This is a genomic window from Amaricoccus macauensis (assembly GCF_049800915.1).
Lineage (GTDB): Bacteria > Pseudomonadota > Alphaproteobacteria > Rhodobacterales > Rhodobacteraceae > Amaricoccus > Amaricoccus macauensis_A.
On the sequence record NZ_JBNAFY010000002.1, the window covers coordinates 485,079 to 503,353 of the forward strand.

Annotated in this window: 17 protein-coding genes; 12 read left to right on the plus strand and 5 right to left on the minus strand. The window is 62.2% G+C overall.

The window, feature by feature from the left end; all coding sequences use genetic code 11:
* Nucleotides 1–141 precede the first annotated feature (141 nt).
* Complete coding sequence (locus tag ACP15W_RS06530; RefSeq protein WP_424932046.1) at nt 142–1,086, minus strand: alpha/beta hydrolase family protein; 945 nt, start codon at nt 1,084–1,086, stop codon at nt 142–144.
* A gap of 40 nt (nt 1,087–1,126) precedes the next feature.
* The gene (locus ACP15W_RS06535; RefSeq protein WP_424932047.1) at nt 1,127–1,285 is read right to left on the minus strand and encodes a hypothetical protein; all 159 of its coding nucleotides are present in this window, start codon (nt 1,283–1,285) and stop codon (nt 1,127–1,129) included.
* Between the two features lie 97 nt (nt 1,286–1,382).
* On the opposite strand from ACP15W_RS06535, the gene ACP15W_RS06540 reads away from it, so the two are divergent.
* The 12 genes from ACP15W_RS06540 (at nt 1,383) to ACP15W_RS06595 (ending at nt 15,646) form a co-directional block, all read left to right on the plus strand.
* The gene (locus ACP15W_RS06540) at nt 1,383–2,294 is read left to right on the plus strand and encodes an AraC family transcriptional regulator (RefSeq protein WP_424932048.1); all 912 of its coding nucleotides are present in this window, start codon (nt 1,383–1,385) and stop codon (nt 2,292–2,294) included.
* Nucleotides 2,295–2,526: 232 nt separating this feature from the next.
* Nucleotides 2,527–3,063 (plus strand): NADPH-dependent FMN reductase, encoded by a 537-nt coding sequence (locus ACP15W_RS06545; RefSeq protein WP_424932049.1) that lies wholly within the window; start codon nt 2,527–2,529, stop codon nt 3,061–3,063.
* Between the two features lie 216 nt (nt 3,064–3,279).
* Complete coding sequence (locus ACP15W_RS06550) at nt 3,280–5,487, plus strand: NADP-dependent isocitrate dehydrogenase (RefSeq protein WP_424932050.1); 2,208 nt, start codon at nt 3,280–3,282, stop codon at nt 5,485–5,487.
* A 74-nt stretch (nt 5,488–5,561) separates the two neighbouring features.
* Nucleotides 5,562–6,218 carry an HAD family hydrolase gene (locus ACP15W_RS06555; RefSeq protein ID WP_424932051.1) on the plus strand — a complete coding sequence of 219 codons (657 nt, stop codon included), beginning with the start codon at nt 5,562–5,564 and terminating at the stop codon, nt 6,216–6,218.
* A gap of 4 nt (nt 6,219–6,222) precedes the next feature.
* Complete coding sequence (locus ACP15W_RS06560; protein WP_424932052.1) at nt 6,223–7,176, plus strand: sugar-binding transcriptional regulator; 954 nt, start codon at nt 6,223–6,225, stop codon at nt 7,174–7,176.
* 220 nt (nt 7,177–7,396) lie between these two features.
* Complete coding sequence (locus tag ACP15W_RS06565) at nt 7,397–8,710, plus strand: ABC transporter substrate-binding protein (protein WP_424932053.1); 1,314 nt, start codon at nt 7,397–7,399, stop codon at nt 8,708–8,710.
* Between the two features lie 213 nt (nt 8,711–8,923).
* Nucleotides 8,924–9,793, plus strand: a complete 870-nt coding sequence (locus ACP15W_RS06570; protein WP_424932054.1) for a carbohydrate ABC transporter permease — start codon at nt 8,924–8,926, stop codon at nt 9,791–9,793.
* Between the two features lie 12 nt (nt 9,794–9,805).
* Nucleotides 9,806–10,636, plus strand: coding sequence for a carbohydrate ABC transporter permease (locus ACP15W_RS06575; RefSeq protein ID WP_424932055.1), 831 nt, complete (start codon nt 9,806–9,808; stop codon nt 10,634–10,636).
* Between the two features lie 10 nt (nt 10,637–10,646).
* Nucleotides 10,647–11,651: an ABC transporter ATP-binding protein gene (locus ACP15W_RS06580; RefSeq protein WP_424932056.1), complete on the plus strand. Its 1,005-nt coding sequence runs from the start codon at nt 10,647–10,649 to the stop codon at nt 11,649–11,651.
* 83 nt (nt 11,652–11,734) lie between these two features.
* Nucleotides 11,735–13,201 (plus strand): mannitol dehydrogenase family protein, encoded by a 1,467-nt coding sequence (locus ACP15W_RS06585; RefSeq protein WP_424932057.1) that lies wholly within the window; start codon nt 11,735–11,737, stop codon nt 13,199–13,201.
* 14 nt (nt 13,202–13,215) lie between these two features.
* Nucleotides 13,216–14,670, plus strand: coding sequence for a xylulokinase (gene xylB, locus ACP15W_RS06590; RefSeq protein WP_424932058.1), 1,455 nt, complete (start codon nt 13,216–13,218; stop codon nt 14,668–14,670).
* Between the two features lie 46 nt (nt 14,671–14,716).
* Nucleotides 14,717–15,646: a carbohydrate kinase family protein gene (locus ACP15W_RS06595; RefSeq protein ID WP_424932059.1), complete on the plus strand. Its 930-nt coding sequence runs from the start codon at nt 14,717–14,719 to the stop codon at nt 15,644–15,646.
* 181 nt (nt 15,647–15,827) lie between these two features.
* Here ACP15W_RS06595 and ACP15W_RS06600 read toward each other — a convergent pair whose 3' ends face one another.
* From ACP15W_RS06600 to ACP15W_RS06610, 3 genes are all read right to left on the minus strand, one after another.
* A complete protein-coding gene (locus tag ACP15W_RS06600) occupies nt 15,828–16,145 on the minus strand; it encodes a hypothetical protein (RefSeq protein WP_424932060.1) in 318 nt (105 codons plus the stop codon).
* A 68-nt stretch (nt 16,146–16,213) separates the two neighbouring features.
* Nucleotides 16,214–17,431, minus strand: coding sequence for a Zn-dependent hydrolase (locus ACP15W_RS06605; RefSeq protein WP_424932061.1), 1,218 nt, complete (start codon nt 17,429–17,431; stop codon nt 16,214–16,216).
* Nucleotides 17,428–18,012, minus strand: coding sequence for a 5-formyltetrahydrofolate cyclo-ligase (locus ACP15W_RS06610; RefSeq protein WP_424932062.1), 585 nt, complete (start codon nt 18,010–18,012; stop codon nt 17,428–17,430). The genes ACP15W_RS06605 and ACP15W_RS06610 overlap by 4 nt, the downstream gene beginning before the upstream one ends.
* Between the last annotated feature and the right edge of the window lie 263 nt (nt 18,013–18,275).

Consider the following 18,275-nt stretch of genomic DNA (forward strand, 5'->3'; position numbering starts at 1 on the left):
AATCGCAGCCATGTTGCAGCGGCAAGCGGAAGGCTGACATCGAAAAATTCCGTTGCGCGCGGGGGCTGTCGGTCGGCATCGAATTGGACAGATCCATGTGTCGCGCGAGGCCGCCATGCAGGGCAAAGCCGCCCCGGAACTTCAACCGTTTCTTGAGGTGATGTTGGCGATTGCTGCCGCGCGTTCCTTGAGTGCGGACCGGCTATGTGCCCAGGCGGCGGGCTCCACGACAAATGTGCTCCTCAACCAGGCCAGCGTCAGCCGCCGCGTGGCCTCCAGTGCATCCGGGCTCTCTGCGTCGGTTTCGCGCGCGTCCCACCCCGCGATTCCACCCAGGCCATGGCCGACGCCGTTGATCGTCAGCAGGGCTTCGGCGCCGGGGGCGTCGTGGAAGGGATCAGCGTGCCATTCGGGGCCACGGGGCGTGAAATGCGGGTCGTCTTCGGCACCGCAGACCACGAGCGTCGGAGCGACGATTCCACTGAAATCCACGTCGAAGAAGGGAAATCGCTCCGCGTTTTCAGGCGTAAGGTCCGCGCCGCCGCGGCCCGGAGCCGCGAGCAGGATACCAGCACGGATTCGCGGGTCGGAAAAATCCTCATCTTTCAGGCGCGCGCCGAGCAGCAGTCCACAGGTGAGGCCGCCGAAGGAATGCCCGGCCACCGCGATCCGGTCATGGGCCAGCCGCCCTGCCACGGCGGGGGCCTGCCGCTCGACCTCGGCCAGCCGGTCGACGACGGCGCGCATTTCCGCCACCCTCTCGCGCCAGAAAAAGGGCCCGTCGGGCAAATCGGGGTCGAGCCCGCCGACCCTTGAGCTGGCATGGGTCGGCTGGATGACAGCCACACCCCGTTCTGCCCAGAACTGCGCAAGCGGGGCGTAGCCGTCCTTGGAGGAAAGATAATTCGAGGGACCGAAACCATGCGAGAAAATCACGATGGGCAGGTTCACCCCGGCAGAAGGGGCCGTCAGGCGCAACTCGAGAGGCTGGCGGCCCGGCATTGGCAACCGGATCGGCGTAAAGGCGACGGTGATCTCCGGCTCTGGTGTCGGCAGGTCGCGTGAGAGGGTGATCAGTCTGTTCATGGGGAGGTTCTCTTTCGAAATGAATGGCCGCGTCGGTGGCTCAGGCCGGGGCAAGGCCCTCTTCGCGGAACCAGGTTTCGGCGTCCGCGCCTGCGGGTAGCTTCATCGTCGCGATGACGTCCCAGCCCTGATCGAGAAACCGCGCGGCGATGGCCTGACCAAAACCGGAGGAACATCCTGTGATGAGAATACGGGGCATTTCTGATCTCCTTGTCTGCGGTGACGAGGAGATAGACGGCAGTGTTCGGTCATTCTATATTCAGATATCCATGAAAATTCATCAATAGTCCAAAATCATGCTCGACATCCCTTCAGATCCACTCTCCAGTGTCGTGACCTTGCTGAAGCCTGCGGTCTCCATATCCAAACTGGTCGAGGCTGGCGGCCCGTGGCGGGTGGAGCGCCACGACATGGCCAGCCCGTTCTATTGCGCGATGGTCGAAGGGCGGTGCCGGTTGCACGTCACCGGGCGTGATCCGGTCACGCTGTCGGGCGGAGATTTCGTGCTGATCCCCTATCTGCAGGGCTTTACCATGTCGAGCGAAGTGCCTCCGCCGCCGCATGTGCCACGCAGGCCGCTGGAAACCGGCCCCGGGCGCTTCCGGCTGGGCGTGCCGGAGGCCCCGGTCGATGTTCGCGCTCTGGTCGGGCATTGCCGCTTCGACACGCCGGCCAGTGACCTGATCGTGTCGCTGCTGCCCGAGATGATCCATGTCTCGGGGCATAGCCGCCTGACGGCCCTGGTTCCGGTGATCCACGAGGAAACCCGTGCAGACCGGCCTGGGCGTGAGATGATCCTGGAGCGGTTGCTGGAGGTTCTGCTGATCGAGGCCCTGCGCTCGGGGCCGGCGGCGACCCTGCCGCCAGGGCTCCTGCGCGGCTTGTCGGATCCGCAACTGGCCGGTGCCTTGCAACGCATTCACGCCGAAGCGGGCAGCGCGCTTTCGGTTTCAGAATTGGCCAAGGCGGCTGGCATGTCACGCTCTGGCTTCTTCGAGCGGTTCCGCAGGCAGGTCGGCCGCGCACCGATGGAATACGCGACCGACTGGCGCATGGCGGTTGCCAAGACATTGCTGCGGCAAGGTGGTCTGACCAATGCCGAGATCGCCCTGAGGGTCGGATACGGGTCCGCCAGCGCATTTGGCCTGGCTTTTGTCCGGCACGAGGGCCTCTCGCCGGGCGCCTTTGCGGCCAAGAACGGACGTTAGAACGAGGACGCTCATGTCATGCGTCGACAATCAATTGGCAACGTCGAGTTTGGGCGCATCGCGGGCTTTCGCAGCAAGGCTGCGGTATGCGCACTGCGACGCAGTGAACGAAAGGCTGACATCGCCACTCAATTCGCTGATCCCCAAGGTTTTGCCTGACCGGTTCCGCAACCTCTGCTTCACTGCCCGCCATGAGCGGCAAATACGAATCGCGGAAACTAGGGAGTAACGCATGACAACGATCCTCGGCCTGAGCGGCAGCTTGCGCAAAGCCTCGTTCAACTCGGCGCTCCTGCGCGCCTCATTGGACCTCGCCCCAGATGGCGTCACGGTCGAGATCGGCTCCATCGCCGACGTGCCGCTCTACAATGCCGATGACGAGGCGCGCGACGGGCTTCCCGCTGCGGTGCAGATCCTTCAGCAGCAACTCGCAACCGCGGACGCGCTTCTTCTCGCCACTCCGGAATACAACAATGGCATTCCGGGCGTCTTCAAGAATGCGCTCGACTGGATGTCGCGGGGTGAGGGCGGCACGGCCTTCAGGGGAAAGCCGGTCGCCGTGATCGGGGCCTCTCCGGGCGGGTTCGGCACCACGCTTGCCCAGGCCCATTGGCTGCCGATCCTGCGCACGCTCGGCACCCGGCCCTGGTTCGGCGCGAAGCTCATGGTGTCGCGTGCAGGCGCCGTCATCGAGGATGGCGAACTGAAGGATGAGAAGATCCGCGCGCAGCTCCGGGATTTTCTCGCCGGCTTCGCGGCCAGCTTCTGATCTCCACTCGGGCCGGGCGCCATTCTGCCCGTGCCATACATTTAGCCATATCGTTTCCATATCGAAACCATACGGATTCCATACGCGGAAATCGGCGAGGAATCGGGCTCTCCAGGCCCGGCTTCCTCTTCTCGAGACTCGCAATATTGCTCAGCCATGTGGACCTCGGCCTGTAGCTCGGCTAAGGCTCTTGCGAAGTTAAAACGGGGGCGTGAAATGGCCGAGACAGATATCCCAGACATCGTGTATACCAAGGTGGACGAAGCACCTGAGCTTGCGTCGGCATCGCTTCTGCCAGTCATCCGCACCTTCGCGGCCGCGGCGGGCGTCACCGTCGGGACCCGCGATATTTCCCTTGCGGGCCGCATCATCGCAGCGTTCCCCGAGAAGCTCACCGATGCCCAGAAGCAGAGTGACGACCTTGCCTGGTTGGGAAATCTGGTGAAGCAGCCCGAGGCAAATGTCATCAAGCTGCCCAATATTTCTGCCTCCGTTCCGCAGCTCGTCGCGGCGGTGAAAGAGCTCCAGTCGCAGGGCTATGACCTGCCGGACTACCCCGAAGAGCCTTCCACCGACGAGGAAAAGGACGCCCGCGCCCGCTACGATGCGATCAAGGGCTCGGCCGTGAACCCGGTTCTGCGCGAGGGCAATTCCGATCGCCGTGCCGCCATCGCGGTCAAGAAGTTCGCCCAGGCCAACCCGCACCGTATGGGCAAATGGACGGCCGACAGCAAGACGCGCGTCGCCACGATGGGGCATGACGATTTCTTCTCGAACGAGAAATCCACCCGCCTCTCCGGTGAAGCGACCGTTCGGATCGAGCATGAGGCCGCCGACGGCACCGTGACCGTGCTTAAGGAGGGGATCAAGTATCCCTCCGGGACAGTTGTCGACGCCACCTTTATGTCCGCCAAGTCGCTCGATGCCTTCCTGGCCAAGGAAATCGAGAAGACCAAGGAAGAAGGTATCCTTTGGTCGCTCCACATGAAGGCAACGATGATGAAGGTCTCCGACCCGATCATCTTCGGCCATGCAGTCAAGGCATGGCTCGCGCCGGTCTTCGACAAATACGGCGACAAGCTGGCAGAAGCCGGTGTGAACCCGAATTCCGGTCTCGGCGACCTGCTCGCGCGCGTGAAGGCCATGCCCGAGGTCATGGAAGCCATCGAGGCCACCCGGGCCGAGAACCCGCCAATGTACATGGTGAATTCCGACAAGGGGATCACCAACCTGCACGTGCCCTCGGACGTCATCATCGACGCGTCCATGCCCGCGCTCATTCGCGCCGGCGGCAAGGGCTGGGGCCCGGACGGCAATGAGGCGGACTGCGTCTGCGTCATTCCCGACAGCTGTTATGCGCCGGTCTATGACGAGACGATCGAATACTTCAAGGAAACCGGCGCGCTCGACCCGGCCACCGCGGGCGCAGTGCAGAACATCGGCCTGATGGCACAGAAGGCCGAGGAATACGGCTCGCATCCGACCACCTTCGAGATCCCGGCTGACGGGATTGTCCGGATGGTCACCGACACCGGCGTCGAACTGCATGAGCACAAGGTTGAGAAGGGCGACATCTGGCGCTCCTCCTCGGCACGTCGGGCGCCCATCGAGGACTGGGTGAAACTCGCGATCGACCGGCAGAAGGCCGAAGGCTGCGAGGCCATCTTCTGGCTCGATCCGAACCGCGCCCATGACGCGGAACTGATCGAATTCGTGAAACCGATCCTCGAGGCCGAGGGTGTGGCGGACAAGTTCGAGATCATGGCCCCGCGCGAGGCGACCCGGAAAACTCTCGAATCCATTCGCGAAGGCAAGACCTCGATTGCCATCACCGGCAACGTGCTGCGCGACTACCTCACCGATCTCTTCCCCATCCTCGAGCTCGGCACCTCGGCCAAGATGCTTTCGATCGTGAAGCTGATGAATGGCGGCGGTCTGTTCGAGACCGGCGCGGGCGGCTCTGCGCCGAAGCATGTCCAGCAGCTCATGGAAGAAAACCACCTCCGCTGGGATTCGCTAGGCGAGTTCTGCGCACTGGGCGAGAGCCTGAAGTTCCTTGCAGATGCAAAGGGCAATGAGAAGGCGCGCGTGCTGGGCAAGGCGGTCGATGCCGCAACCCAGGGCGTTCTCGACAATGACAAGTCGCCGTCCCGCAAGGTCGGCCAGCCTGACAACCGCGACAGCCACTACTGGTTTGCGCGCTACTGGGCCGAGGCGCTTGCCGCGCAGGATGAGGATGCGGATCTGAAGGCGCATTTCGAGCCGATCGCCAAGGCGCTCGTGGATCATGAGGAGGCGATCGTCTCCGAACTGGCTGCGGCTCAGGGCAGCCCCGCCGATCTCGGAGGCTACTACCACACAGACGCGGAGAAGACTGCTCTTGTGATGCGCCCCTCTACTACGCTCAACACCATCATCGACTGAGCGGCATGCCCGGAAAATCCCCTGTCCGGCCGGAAAGGCCGGGCGGGTCACCGCAAAGCAGGCGCCATGATCTCGTGATCTTCGATTGCGACGGTGTGCTCATAGACAGCGAAGCGATTGCGGCACGGTGCCTTGTCGAGGCGCACCGGGAAATCGGTGTGGAAATCGACCGGGATTTTGTCGCCGAGCACTACCTTGGCCGCAGTTTTCCCGTCGTTGAGAAGGTCGTTAAACGTGATTTCGGCGTTGTGCTCCCGGCGCATTTCGAAAGCCGTTACCGGGCGAGGCTTCTTGAGGCGTACGACATTGAGTTGAGGGTCATGCCAGGTGTGGTTGGAGTAATTGAAGCTCTGGGGGTCCCATACTCTCTCGCGACAAGTTCCTCTCCGAAACGACTTGCGCATTCGCTGAGCGTCGTCGCCCTGGATCGGTATTTTGAGGGCAGGTGCGTGACTGCTTCTGAAGTCGAGCGAGGAAAACCCGCGCCGGATATCTATCTGCACGTCGCGAACCGGTGGAATGCTGATCCCGAAAGGTGCCTGGTGATCGAGGACTCCCTAGTAGGCGTCGAGGCGGGGCTGGCGGCCGGCATGGAGGTCTGGCGTTTTGTCGGCGGGACCCACCTCTCGGGTGTCTCGCGAGACATGCCCAGAAATGCACGCTGGCACAGGCAGTTTGCTTCTTTTGACGAATTCTTCCATCTTGAACCCAGTTTGAAGTCCAGGAATTAGCAACGTGGCGAAACATGCGGGACAGACCGTGGATACGCGCGATCTGGCTGCACGAGCGGCTTGGTTGTCGTTTGTGGGTGGTCTGACACAGGACCAGATTGCAATGGAACTTGGCATTTCGCGACAACGTGCTCAAAGGCTGGTGGCGCGCGCGCACGCCGAGAATCTCGTCCGGGTCCGGATCGATCATCCCATTGCCGATTGCCTCGAACTTGAACGTGACTTGAAGCGGCTCTTCAATCTCGATTCGGCATGGGTGGGTCCATCGCCTGGGCGAGGCGCCGACGCGCTGACGGGAGTGGCCCCTTTCGCAGCCCCGATACTCGAACGCGAATTCCTTGAGACCGCGCCTCGCGTTTTTGCACTTGGAACAGGGCGGACGCTGAGACAGGTTGTGGAGCAACTCCCCTCCATCGACGGCTCGCAGCACAAGCTCGTTTCGCTGATCGGGAATGTCGCGCCAGATGGATCGGCTACCCTTTACGAGGTTATCATCCGGCTGGCGGAAAAACTGTCAGCGCCCCATTTTCCGCTTTCCATTCCGCTCGTCTCGCGCAGTCCGGAGGAGTCGCAACTCTACCGGTCTCTGCCGCATGTGCTGACGGCTCGTGCGCTGGCGGAGAATGCAGACCTCGCAATTGTGGGCGTGGGACAGATGACCCAGGATGCACCACTTCTTGTGGACGGGTTCATCAATGCCGATGAGCATGCCGCCCTTGTCTCGGCTGGTGCAGTAGGCGAACTGGGCGGGCACACGTTCGATGCGCAGGGACGTTTTGTCGAACACCCGATGAATGATCGAATCGTTGGAGTTCGTGTCCCGGTCAACGACGTACCGGTTCTTTGTATTGGAGCAGGAAAAACCAAGGTCATTCCGCTGCGCTCTGCTCTCCAGGGTGGCCTGATTTCCAAATTGATCACCGACGAAGTGACGGCCCGCGAACTCCTGAAGCCCTAGAGCCGGTGCTTGCCGGACGCCTTGGCTGACGGAAAAATCCAGTAATCTCATAGAGTAAAGCTGTGTAGCGCACATGCGCCGCACGGCCTGCGCTTGGTTCGTATCGTTTGGTTAAGCGAATTTCTCATCTCGTTTGAGAAATTCCTTGACTTACGCACCTACATGACTGATTATTTGCCCAGTCAACGAGCAAAAAATCGATCTCTTAGGGAGGACCAAGATGAAGAGATTTCCCCGTGTGCTGCTCGGTGCATGCGCTGTAAGTGCGCTTGCTACCGCAGGCTTCGCCCAGACCAGCATCACTGTGGCGACCGTGAACAACGGCGACATGATCAGGATGCAGGGCTTGATGCAGGACTTCAACGATAAAAACCCAGATATCGAGGTGAACTGGGTCACACTTGAAGAGAATGCGCTCCGTCAGCAGGTCACGACCGACATCGCAACCGGCGGTGGCCAGTATGACGTTCTGACCATTGGCACTTACGAAGTTCCGATCTGGGGCCGGCAGGGCTGGCTCGAGCCGCTCGAAGGCTTCTCTGACGACTACGACGTCGAGGACATTCTTCCGGCGGTTCGCGAAGCGCTTTCGGTCGACGGAACGATGTATGCTGCACCGTTCTATGGCGAAAGTGCCATGATCATGTATCGCACCGACCTCGTCGAGGAAGCTGGCGTCGAGATGCCCGACAGCCCGACCTGGTCGCAGGTGATGGCAGCAGCCGAAGCAATGACCGACAAGGACAACGAAGTCTATGGGATCTGTCTGCGCGGCAAGGCGGGCTGGGGTGAGAACATGGCCTTCCTGGGCGCCATGTCCAACAGCTACGGCGCGCGTTGGTTCGACATGGACTGGAACCCGCAGTTCGACAGCCCTGAATGGGAGGAAACCGTCACGGACTACCTGCACATGATGCAGAACTACGGTCCTCCGGGCGCGTCCTCGAACGGCTTCAACGAAAACCTGACGCTATTCCAGCAGGGCAAGTGCGGAATGTGGATCGACGCGACGGTCGCCGCAGGCTTCGTGACCGGGCCGGACTCGACTGTGGCCGACAGCGTCGGTTTTGCGCAGTTCCCGAACAAGGAAGGCGTCGACAATCACGGTAACTGGCTCTGGGCATGGTCGCTGGCAATTCCGGCGTCGTCTCAGAAGAAGGAAGCCGCTCAGACCTTTATCGAGTGGGCGACCTCCAAGGGCTACACCGAACTCGTCGCCTCCGAGCAGGGCTGGCGCGCAGCACCTCCGGGCACCCGTACCTCGCTCTATGAGAATGCGGACTACCAGGCTGACGCACCCTTCGCGGCCATGACGCTGGACTCGATGAATGCTGTCGACACTCAGAAGCCGTCGGTTCAGGACATCCCCTACACGGGTGCTCAGTTCGTCGCGATCCCCGAGTTCCAGGGTATCGGCACCGACGTGGGACAGCAGATGTCTGCAGCGGTCGCCGGTCAGAAGTCTGCTGAGGAGGCCCTGGCTGACGCACAGCAGCTCACGGACGATGCGATGATCGACGCCGGCTACAAGTAAGCCGCCCCGACATCCGCAACGATTTGCCGGGAGTGGCGCATCCACTCCCGGTTTCCGGGCAACCTGGGTCGCCACAACGGCTTCAGGTGATTTCGCCACGGTTCGCGAATTCGTGTCCGATCTGTCAGTCGCCCGGGGCCCTTTCGCGTGCGACTACGCGCCTGGCGCGGCCGGCCCCGTCCCCACGACCAAAGTCCACCGTTGGAGCGCCCCATGGCCACTCAAGCCTCGCGATCCGCTGCCCGCTGGATGATCTCGCCATCTGTGATCCTGCTTTTTCTCTGGATGGCGATCCCGCTCGGCACGACGATCTACTATTCGCTGCAGCGCTATCAGCTGCTTTATCCTGAACGCTCCGGTTTCGTCGGTTTCCGGAACTATTCCCGTTTTGTGTTTTCTCCCAGTTTCGGAGAGGCGGTTGCCAATACGTTGGTGCTCGTTCTTGCCGTCCTGATCATCACTGTTGTTCTCGGCATCCTGATCGCGCTGCTCATCGACCGGCCGATCTGGGGGCAGGGCCCGGTTCGTATTCTGGTGATCTCGCCATTCTTCATCATGCCCCCGGTCTCGGCACTGATCTGGAAGAACATGTTCTTCAACCCATCGAACGGGCTCTTCGCCGAATTCTCGAAACTTTTCGGAATGACGCCGTTCGACTTCCTGGGGCAGGCGCCATTGGCTTCGATTATATGGATCGTGTCCTGGGAGTGGCTGCCCTTCGCGACCCTCATTCTGCTGACAGCGCTTCAGTCCCTCGATGGCGAGCAACTCGAGGCTGCGGAAATGGACGGAGCCAAGCCGCTTGCTCGCTTCTGGTACATCATGCTGCCGCACATGAGCCGCGCGATCACGGTCGTCATCCTGATCCAGACAATCTTCCTTCTTGGTGTCTTCGGTGAAATTCTCGTCACGACCAACGGTGGACCGGGAACGGCCTCCACGACGCTGCCCTTCCTGATCTACAAGGAGGCACTACTCGACTTCGACGCAGGCACCGCAGCAGCCGGTGGGGTCGTTGCCGTCATTCTCGCAAACATCGTCGCCATCTTCCTGATGAAGGCGATCGGCAAGAATCTGGATTGAGGGGGAGAGAAAATGGCACGCGCCGTAACACCAACCAAAAAGGCGATGAATACAGCAGCCGCATGGGCTGTGGCCTTCATCATCTTCTTCCCGATCCTCTGGACGTTCCTAACGAGCTTCAAGCCCGAACAGGTTGCGGTGGCCTCGCCGCCGGTATTCCTGGGGTTTGAATGGACGTGGCAGAACTATCAGGACGTCATCCAGCAGAGAGGATATTTCAGCTACTTCTGGAACTCGGTTGTCATCGCACTCGGATCGACGGTCCTGGGCATGATCATCGCGATCCCCGCCGCCTGGGCCATGGCCTTTGTTCATGGGCCTCGGACCAAGGATCTTCTGATGTGGATGCTTTCCACCAAGATGATGCCGGCCGCGGGTGTCCTCGTTCCCATTTACCTGATGGGTAAGGGGCTCGGGATCATCGATACGAAGTTCCTGCTGACCATCGTCCTGATGCTGATGAACCTGCCGATCATCGTCTGGATGCTCTACACCTACTTCCGCGAAATCCCGGTCGATATCCTGGAAGCCGCGCGGATGGATGGGGCCAACCTCAAGAACGAGATCCTCTATGTCCTGACACCGATGGCCGTCCCGGGCATCGCCTCGACGCTGCTCCTGAACGTGATCCTTGCATGGAACGAAGCGTTCTGGACGCTCAACCTGACAACCTTCCAGGCAGCACCGCTCACGAAGTTCATCGCCGGTTTCTCCAGCCCGCAGGGCCTCTTCTACGCGAAACTCTCGGCGGCTTCCGTCATGGCCATCCTGCCGATCATGGTGATCGGCTGGTTCAGCCAGAAACAGCTTGTCCGCGGTCTGACCTTCGGCGCAGTGAAATAGGATAGAATCCATGGGAAACATTACACTCGAAAAGGTGCAGAAGACCTTTGGGGACGTGGAGGTCATTCCGCCCCTGGACCTGGAGATCGGTGACGGTGAGTTCGTCGTTTTCGTCGGGCCCTCGGGCTGCGGCAAGTCCACCCTGCTGCGGTTGATCGCCGGGCTGGAGGATGTGTCGAGCGGCACGATCATGATCGACGGCAAGGACGCTACCGACCTCGGGCCCTCACAGCGGGGCCTGGCGATGGTCTTCCAGTCTTATGCGCTCTACCCACATATGTCCGTGCGCAAGAACATTGCCTTCCCGATGAAAATGGCGGGCATGCCGGAAGACGAGCAGCAGCGGCGGATCGACTCCGCAGCCAAGGCGCTCAACCTCACTGACTACCTCGATCGCAAGCCCGGTCAGCTCTCGGGCGGGCAGCGCCAACGTGTCGCCATCGGGCGCGCCATCGTTCGCGAGCCAGCGGCTTTTCTCTTCGACGAGCCGCTCTCCAACCTCGACGCCGCACTTCGCGTCGGCATGCGGCTGGAGATCTCCGAGCTGCATGAGCGGCTTGAGACCACGATGATCTACGTGACCCACGACCAGGTCGAGGCGATGACCATGGCCGACAAGATCGTGGTTCTGCGCGCGGGCCATATCGAACAGGTGGGTTCGCCCCTCGATCTATACCGGGAGCCGCGCAACAAGTTCGTCGCAGGCTTTATCGGCAGCCCGAAGATGAACTTCGTCGAGGGGCCGGAAGCGCAGAAGCACGGCGCTCACACCGTCGGTGTTCGCCCCGAGCACATGCAGGTCTCGAAGACCGAGGGCATCTGGAAGGGAACGGTCATGGTGTCCGAGCATCTCGGCTCCGATACATTCCTGCACGTCCATGATACCGGACTCGCAGAAACCATGACGATCCGTGTGGATGGCGAATTCGGCCTTCATCATGGCGACACGGTCTACATGACCCCCGAGCCGGACAAGATCCATCGCTTCGGCCAGGACGGGCTTCGGATCTCATGACCTGCCCAGGCGATACCGGTGAAATCATGGAAGGGGGGATATCCTCCCTTCCGGGCGACAACCCCAGTCGGCGGGAGACCCCGATGAAACTCAGCAATGCGACACTCGGCTCCCTTCCGGAGGGTGTGAAGGTTCCGAGTTACGATCGCTCCTCCCTGACACCCGGCATTGTCCATATCGGGCTCGGCAACTTCCATCGTGCGCACCAGGCGTGGTATTTGCATCGTCTCTTCGAACAGGGCCTTTGCCATGACTGGGCGATCGTGGGGGCTGGCGTCCGGCCTTATGATGCGGTGATGCGCGAGAAGTTCCTCGCGCAGGACTGCCTGACCACGCTGATCGAGCTTGATCCGTCAGGCCAGTCGGTCGAGGTCGTGGGTTCGATGATTGACTATGTGCCGATCGAGGAGGGGAACGCGGCACTGATCGCGCGCATGGCGCAGCCCGATATCCGCATCGTGGCGATGACAGTCACCGAGGGTGGCTACTACATCGATCTCGCGACGAAGGGCTTCGATGCGGAGAACGCCGATATCCAGCACGATGCGAAGAACCCGGATCGTCCGCGCACAGCCTTTGGAGCCATGATCGCCGCTCTGAAGATCAGGAAGGAGAAGGGGATCGGTCCTTTCACCTGCCAAAGCTGCGACAACCTTCAGGGCAATGGGGCGATCCTGCGGCAGACGATCTTGTCGCTGGCAGAGCTTTCGGATCCGGATCTGGCAAAATGGATCGAAGCGAACTGCACGTTCCCGAACTCCATGGTCGACAGTATCGTGCCGGCAACCGGTCCTGCCGAGCTTGCGCTCGTGCGCGAACTCGGGATCGAGGACAATGTGCCGGTCACCCACGAGAATTTTCGCCAGTGGGTGCTTGAGGACAAATTCTGCGCGGGACGTCCCGATTGGGACAAGGCCGGTGCGACATTCACCGATCATGTGCATGACTTCGAGACCATGAAGATCCGCATCCTCAATGGCGGGCATCAGGTCATCGCTGCACCCGGCGATCTCCTCGGTGTACAGACCATTTCCGGTTGCATGGAACATCCTCTTATCGCCGGGCTATTCCGCAAGGTGATCGGCGAGAATGTCGCGCCCCATGTGAAACCGGTTCCGGGCTACACGCCTGCGGATTACATGGAGTTGATCGAGCGTCGTTTTTCCAACCCCGAGATCCGCGATACCACGCGACGAGTGGCCTTCGACGGGTCCTCTCGGCAGCCCGGCTTCATCCTGAATTCGGTCCATGACGGGCTCGAGGCGGGTGTTTCCGTAAGAGGGCTCGCGCTGGTTTCGGCGCTTTGGGCGCGATATTGCCTCGGCACCCGCGAGGACGGCTCGACGATCGAACCGAACGACCCGTTCTGGGATCTGCTAACGGCCAAGGCTGCCGAAGCGAAGTCCGATCCCGCGGCGTGGCTCGGCATGCGGCAGTTCTATGGAAATCTAGGCGAAAAGTCTGCATTTGCAGAACCTTTCGCTACGTGGCTGGACATGATCTATAGGGTCGGGGTGGAGCAGACGCTCCAATCATATCTCGGCGACTAGAAGGTTGTTCAGCCATGACCACGTATCTCGGCATCGACCTAGGCACGTCCGGTATCCGGGCGTTGCTGGTTGACGAGGGCGGTGCGCCGCTCGCATCGGCCTCTAAGGAAATGTCGGTGTCCTATCCGCATCCCGGCTGGTGCGAACAGGACCCGGGCGCCTGGATCGAGGCGCTCGAGAGCGTGGTTGGGGAGTTGAAGCGCGACTACCCGCGGTTCGCGGATATCCGGGCGATCGGCGTTGCGGGGCACATGCATGGTGCGACGCTACTCGACGCCGACGACCGGGTGATCCGGCCCTGCATACTCTGGAATGACACGCGGAGCCATGCGGAGGCCACGCGGCTCGATGCGGTCCCTGGTGTCCAGGGGCTCTCGGGAAATATCGTTTTTCCGGGTTTCACGGCGCCTAAACTGCTCTGGGTGCAGGCGCATGAACCCGAGAATTTTGAGCGGGTGGCAAAGGTTCTTCTGCCTGCCGCTTATCTGAACCACTACCTCACCGGAGATCATGTGGCCGACATGTCTGACAGCGCGGGTACGTCCTGGCTAGATGTCGGCGGGCGCGACTGGTCAGAAAATCTGCTGGCTGCGGGCGGAATGCGGCGCGATCAGATGCCGCGGCTCGTCGAGGGCAGCGCGCCCGCAGGCGTCCTGCGTGCCGATCTGGCCATGAAATGGGGCCTCTTGGACAACGTGGTGATTGCCGGCGGCGCGGGCGACAATGCGGCTGCGGCCTGCGGCATCGGGGCGCTGAACGAAGGCGACGGATTTGTCTCGCTCGGTACGTCGGGCGTGGTTCTGGCCGCACGCGGCGGCTATCACCCCGCACCGGAGACGGCGGTCCATACCTTCTGTCATGCAGTGCCCGAGCGCTGGTATCAGATGGGCGTGATGCTCTCGGCCACCGACAGTCTCAACTGGCTCGGGCGCATCACGGGCCAGAAACCCGGCGATCTCGCGCGCGGGCTCGGGGACACGCTTCAGGCGCCGGGTCGGGTGCGGTTCCTGCCTTATCTCTCCGGAGAGCGGACGCCGCACAATGACGCGGATATCAGAGGCAGTTTCACGGGGTTGGGACAGGAATCTGACGTATCAGACCTGACGCGCGCCGTTTTCGAGGGGGTGGCTTTCGGGCTCAAGGACTCCTTCGAGGCGATCCGCTCGACAGGAGCCGAACTGAAGGCGCCTTTCGCCATCGGTGGGGGAACCCGCTCGCGCTACTGGGTCGAACTGATGGCAACGGTTTTCGGCGTGCCGCTCAACCTGCCGGAGGGCAGTGAATTTGGTGCCGCTCTTGGAGCGGCACGACTGGGAATGGTCGCGGCGACGGGGGCCACGCCGAGCGATGTGATGTCGCCGCCGGGTGTCTCTGCCGTCGTGGAACCAAACCCGTTGCTCATTGATGCATTCGAAGAAAGTTACGCCGCCTTCAAGGCGACATATCCGGCCATTCGCGCTATTCAATAAGACATCCCGCGCGGGGGGCGCGGGAGGTGATCAAGGAGCCTTCGACATGATCCTCTGTTGCGGTGAAGCACTGATAGATATGCTGCCCGATTCGGGGGCGAGCGGGGACCTCTGTTACCGCCCCGTTTCGGGTGGAGCGATCTTCAACACCGCCATCGCACTGGGACGGCTGGGTGTTCAGACCGGCATGCTGACCGGCCTTTCCACCGATCTGTTCGGACAGCAGCTCGAGATGGATTTGAAGGCAAGTCGCGTGGACACGACCCATGTGATCAAGTCCAGCCGCCCCACCACACTGGCATTCGTACGCCTGGTGGATGGTCATGCAACCTACACATTCTACGACGAAAATTCTGCCGGGCGGATGATCGGGACGGCCGATCTGCCAGAGCTTCCGAGCGATGTCACGGCCCTCTATGTCGGTGGGATCAGCCTCGTGGGTGAGCCGGGAGCCGATACCTACGCTCATCTGGTGGAGAGCGAGGCGGCGGGCCGCGCGGTTTTCGTCGATCCCAATATCCGGCCGGGGTTCATCACGGATGTGGCGCGCTATCGCGCCAGGATGGAGAAGGTTCTGTCGCATGCGGATATTGCCAAGGTCTCGGACGAGGACCTGAACTGGATCTATCCGGGTGCGGAGGCCATGGCGGACAAGGTCGCCCGTCTTCAGGAGGCGGGGCCGGCGATGATTATTGTCACCAAGGGCGGATCGGGTGCGAGCGCCTATCTCCAGGGCGGACGACAGGTGGATGTGGCCTCGCGCCGGGTCGAGGTTGTCGATACCGTGGGAGCGGGCGACACGTTCAACGCGGGCGTTCTGGCGAAACTATCCGCGCTCGGTTTCCTTTCTAAAGAAGGGATGCGGGGCCTTACGGAGGAGGCTGCCGAGGCTGCGCTCGCCCATGGTGCGAAGGTCGCGGCGATCACTGTCAGCCGGGCGGGCGCCAACCCGCCGTGGCAGGACGAGCTCGACTGAAGCGCCAGTGGGGCGGTTCAGGAACGACTGATTCTCTATATGGAATTCGATATGGAAACGGTATGGAATCGATATGGTTTCCATACATACGTTTCTGGACGTTTCGTTAACCGCAGCGGAACACGGGACTTGGGGAAACCTGTCAGGATAGACGGTGAGCCCGCATGTTGCGTGGAGTGGCTCAGAATCGCCCGGTGATCGGGTAGGCAGGTCCGATGGCCTGTGGATGGTGCGGGTTTGCGGCGGGATCGAGGCATGCCTCGCGCGTGAGATCGAGCGCGCAGGGGGTGCCGGTGGGGGGAGGGTCCTGGCCTGAGTGGCAGAGGAGGTCTGCGCGGATCTGATCCGCCGAACGGAACTCTACAATTTTCCCCGCCATTCGCTTGAGCAAAAAGTTCAGGAAGCCGGGCGGCTCGGCCCAGCAAGACGGTCTGGAAAAGGGCTGGTTCGTATCGGGGGCGGGCTCTTCGGGCAGCAGGGTTTGTGCATTGCCGGTCATGCGCGCAAACCGGAAAGGCCGGTGCGAGCCGGGTTCGGGCGAGGCCAGCGGACGTCCGGATTCTGACCCTAATCGCCCGCCAGCGCGGCGATGGCGCGGGTGAGCAGGATGACCCCGGGTTCGATGTCGCCCCAGTCGGTGTCCTCCTCCGGAGCGTGGCTGATCCCGCCTTTAGAGGGCACGAAGATCAGGCCCGCGGGGACATGCCGGGCGAAGGTCTGGGCGTCGTGGCCAGCGCCCGAGGCCATGACGCGGGCCTTCAACCCATCCCACTGTGCGAGTTCCACGAGTTGCTCGGTGATGCGTTCGTCCATGCGGGTGGGCGGCAACCAGGATTGTTCGGCAATTTCGAGCCCGAGGTCGTGATCTTGCGCGGCCTGTTCGAGCGTCTCGCGGCAGGCGTCGGCAAGCGCGTGCATCACGCGCTCGTCCGTGTCGCGGGCAATGATCGAGAATGCGGCCTCGCCGGCGATGGAATGGGGAAAGTTGGGGCTCAGCGCGGCCTGCCCGACGGTGAGGCGGCTTTGGGAAGTGCCTGCGCGTGCGAGGATCGCGTCGATTCCGGCTCCAAAAGAGGCCATGCCGCGGAAGGCATCCCGGCGCAGGTGCATCGGCGTGGTGCCGGAGTGATTGGCCTGGCCTGTGAAGGTGACGAGCCAGTTGAAGACACCCGAAACCGCATCGACGATGCCGATCTGATCGCCCATGGTTTCGAGCACCGGACCCTGCTCGATATGCAGTTCGAGGAAGGCATGAATGCTGCCCTGGGGCAGGGCGACATCGGACGGGCTGAGACCCTGCGCCCCCATCGCATGGGCAAGCGCGATGCCGTGGTCGTCGCGGGCTGCCTGCATCCATTCGGGGCCGACCTCGCCGGTCAGGGCCTGGCTGCCGAGCATCCCGCCGAAGCGGCCTTCCTCGTCGGCAGTGCAGACGATCTCGATGGGGCGGGCGGGACAAAAGCCCTGTTCCTTGAGGGTGCGGACAGCCTCGAGCGCCGAGAGAACGCCGAGCGCACCGTCGAACGGGCCGCCTTCGGGGACGGTATCGAGATGGGAGCCCGCAAAAACCGCTGCGCCAGTGCCGGACTGCCAGCGGCCGAAGACATTGCCGATGGCGTCCATGCGTGGCGCGAGCCCTGCGGCCTTGAAACGGGACATGAGCCAGCGCCGCCCGGCCATGTCCTGGTCCGAGAGGCTCACCCGGTTGATACCTGCACGGCCAGGCAGATGGCCGATTTCGTTGACCGCTTCGAGATCGAGGCGCAGACGCTCGAGATCGATCATTGCTGTGGCCGGAAGAGGCCCCGCTCGGTCGCCACGCAGTCGAGTGGCATGTCGTGAGGGCCTCGGGGCAGCAGTTCGACCTGCTGGGCGGCGAAGGCAAGGCCGATGGTCAGGATCGGGCCGGCCTCGCGGAGCTGTGCGATGGTGCGGTCGTAGAAGCCGCCGCCATAACCCAGGCGGTAGCCCTGGTTATCGAAAGAAAGCAGCGGGACAATGAGGGCGCGGGGGGTCACCGTTTCGCCCTTGATCGGGACCCTGATCCGGTAGGCGCCGTTTTCCAGGGGCGCGCCGGGGTGCCAGCGGTGAAAGGCAAGAGGTTCCTCGAGTGCAGTCACGACCGGCAGGCAGGTGTCGAGTTCCTCGCCGCGCAAGGCGTGCATCAGGGGCATCGAGTCGATCTCACCGCGCACGGCGAGATAGCAGGCGACGGGACTGGCCCTGTCATGTGCCAGGATTTCGCGGAAGGCGTGGGCCGCGGCGACGCGCGCGGCACCGGGCCGGGCAAGACCTGCCCTCTGCCGCTCCGTGCGCGCCTTGCGTCGCAGGTCCGCCTTGGCGGCGGCGAGGGTTTCGTCTTTCATGCGGTCTCCGTATTGGGGCGGAACCAGCGCGACCGTGGGGGCGGGAGATCCTCGAGAGCCTGGATAACCAGGTGGGCGCCAGGTACGATAGGCCAGGGCCAGTCGCAGAGCCAGCTCCCTCAAGAACATTTAAGGCCACTAGGATAGGGCCCCGCACGGGAAGGCCAGAAGCCGCCGGTCCTCAATGTAGCGCGCAAGGGGAGCGGTTTGAAGGTCCGCAATCCCTGCGAGGTGAGGATTTTTTTGCTAGGGCGCGGTGGCCC

Coding starts and splice junctions, on each gene's coding strand:
- ACP15W_RS06600 (WP_424932060.1), bottom strand. CDS start 16,145: ATGACCGGCAATGCACAAACCCTGCTGCCCGAAGAGCCCGCCCCCGAT.
- ACP15W_RS06550 (WP_424932050.1), top strand. CDS start 3,280: ATGGCCGAGACAGATATCCCAGACATCGTGTATACCAAGGTGGACGAA.
- xylB (WP_424932058.1), top strand. CDS start 13,216: ATGACCACGTATCTCGGCATCGACCTAGGCACGTCCGGTATCCGGGCG.
- ACP15W_RS06565 (WP_424932053.1), top strand. CDS start 7,397: ATGAAGAGATTTCCCCGTGTGCTGCTCGGTGCATGCGCTGTAAGTGCG.
- ACP15W_RS06535 (WP_424932047.1), bottom strand. CDS start 1,285: ATGCCCCGTATTCTCATCACAGGATGTTCCTCCGGTTTTGGTCAGGCC.
- ACP15W_RS06605 (WP_424932061.1), bottom strand. CDS start 17,431: ATGATCGATCTCGAGCGTCTGCGCCTCGATCTCGAAGCGGTCAACGAA.
- ACP15W_RS06530 (WP_424932046.1), bottom strand. CDS start 1,086: ATGAACAGACTGATCACCCTCTCACGCGACCTGCCGACACCAGAGCCG.
- ACP15W_RS06540 (WP_424932048.1), top strand. CDS start 1,383: ATGCTCGACATCCCTTCAGATCCACTCTCCAGTGTCGTGACCTTGCTG.
- ACP15W_RS06585 (WP_424932057.1), top strand. CDS start 11,735: ATGAAACTCAGCAATGCGACACTCGGCTCCCTTCCGGAGGGTGTGAAG.
- ACP15W_RS06595 (WP_424932059.1), top strand. CDS start 14,717: ATGATCCTCTGTTGCGGTGAAGCACTGATAGATATGCTGCCCGATTCG.
- ACP15W_RS06580 (WP_424932056.1), top strand. CDS start 10,647: ATGGGAAACATTACACTCGAAAAGGTGCAGAAGACCTTTGGGGACGTG.
- ACP15W_RS06545 (WP_424932049.1), top strand. CDS start 2,527: ATGACAACGATCCTCGGCCTGAGCGGCAGCTTGCGCAAAGCCTCGTTC.
- ACP15W_RS06570 (WP_424932054.1), top strand. CDS start 8,924: ATGGCCACTCAAGCCTCGCGATCCGCTGCCCGCTGGATGATCTCGCCA.
- ACP15W_RS06610 (WP_424932062.1), bottom strand. CDS start 18,012: ATGAAAGACGAAACCCTCGCCGCCGCCAAGGCGGACCTGCGACGCAAG.
- ACP15W_RS06575 (WP_424932055.1), top strand. CDS start 9,806: ATGGCACGCGCCGTAACACCAACCAAAAAGGCGATGAATACAGCAGCC.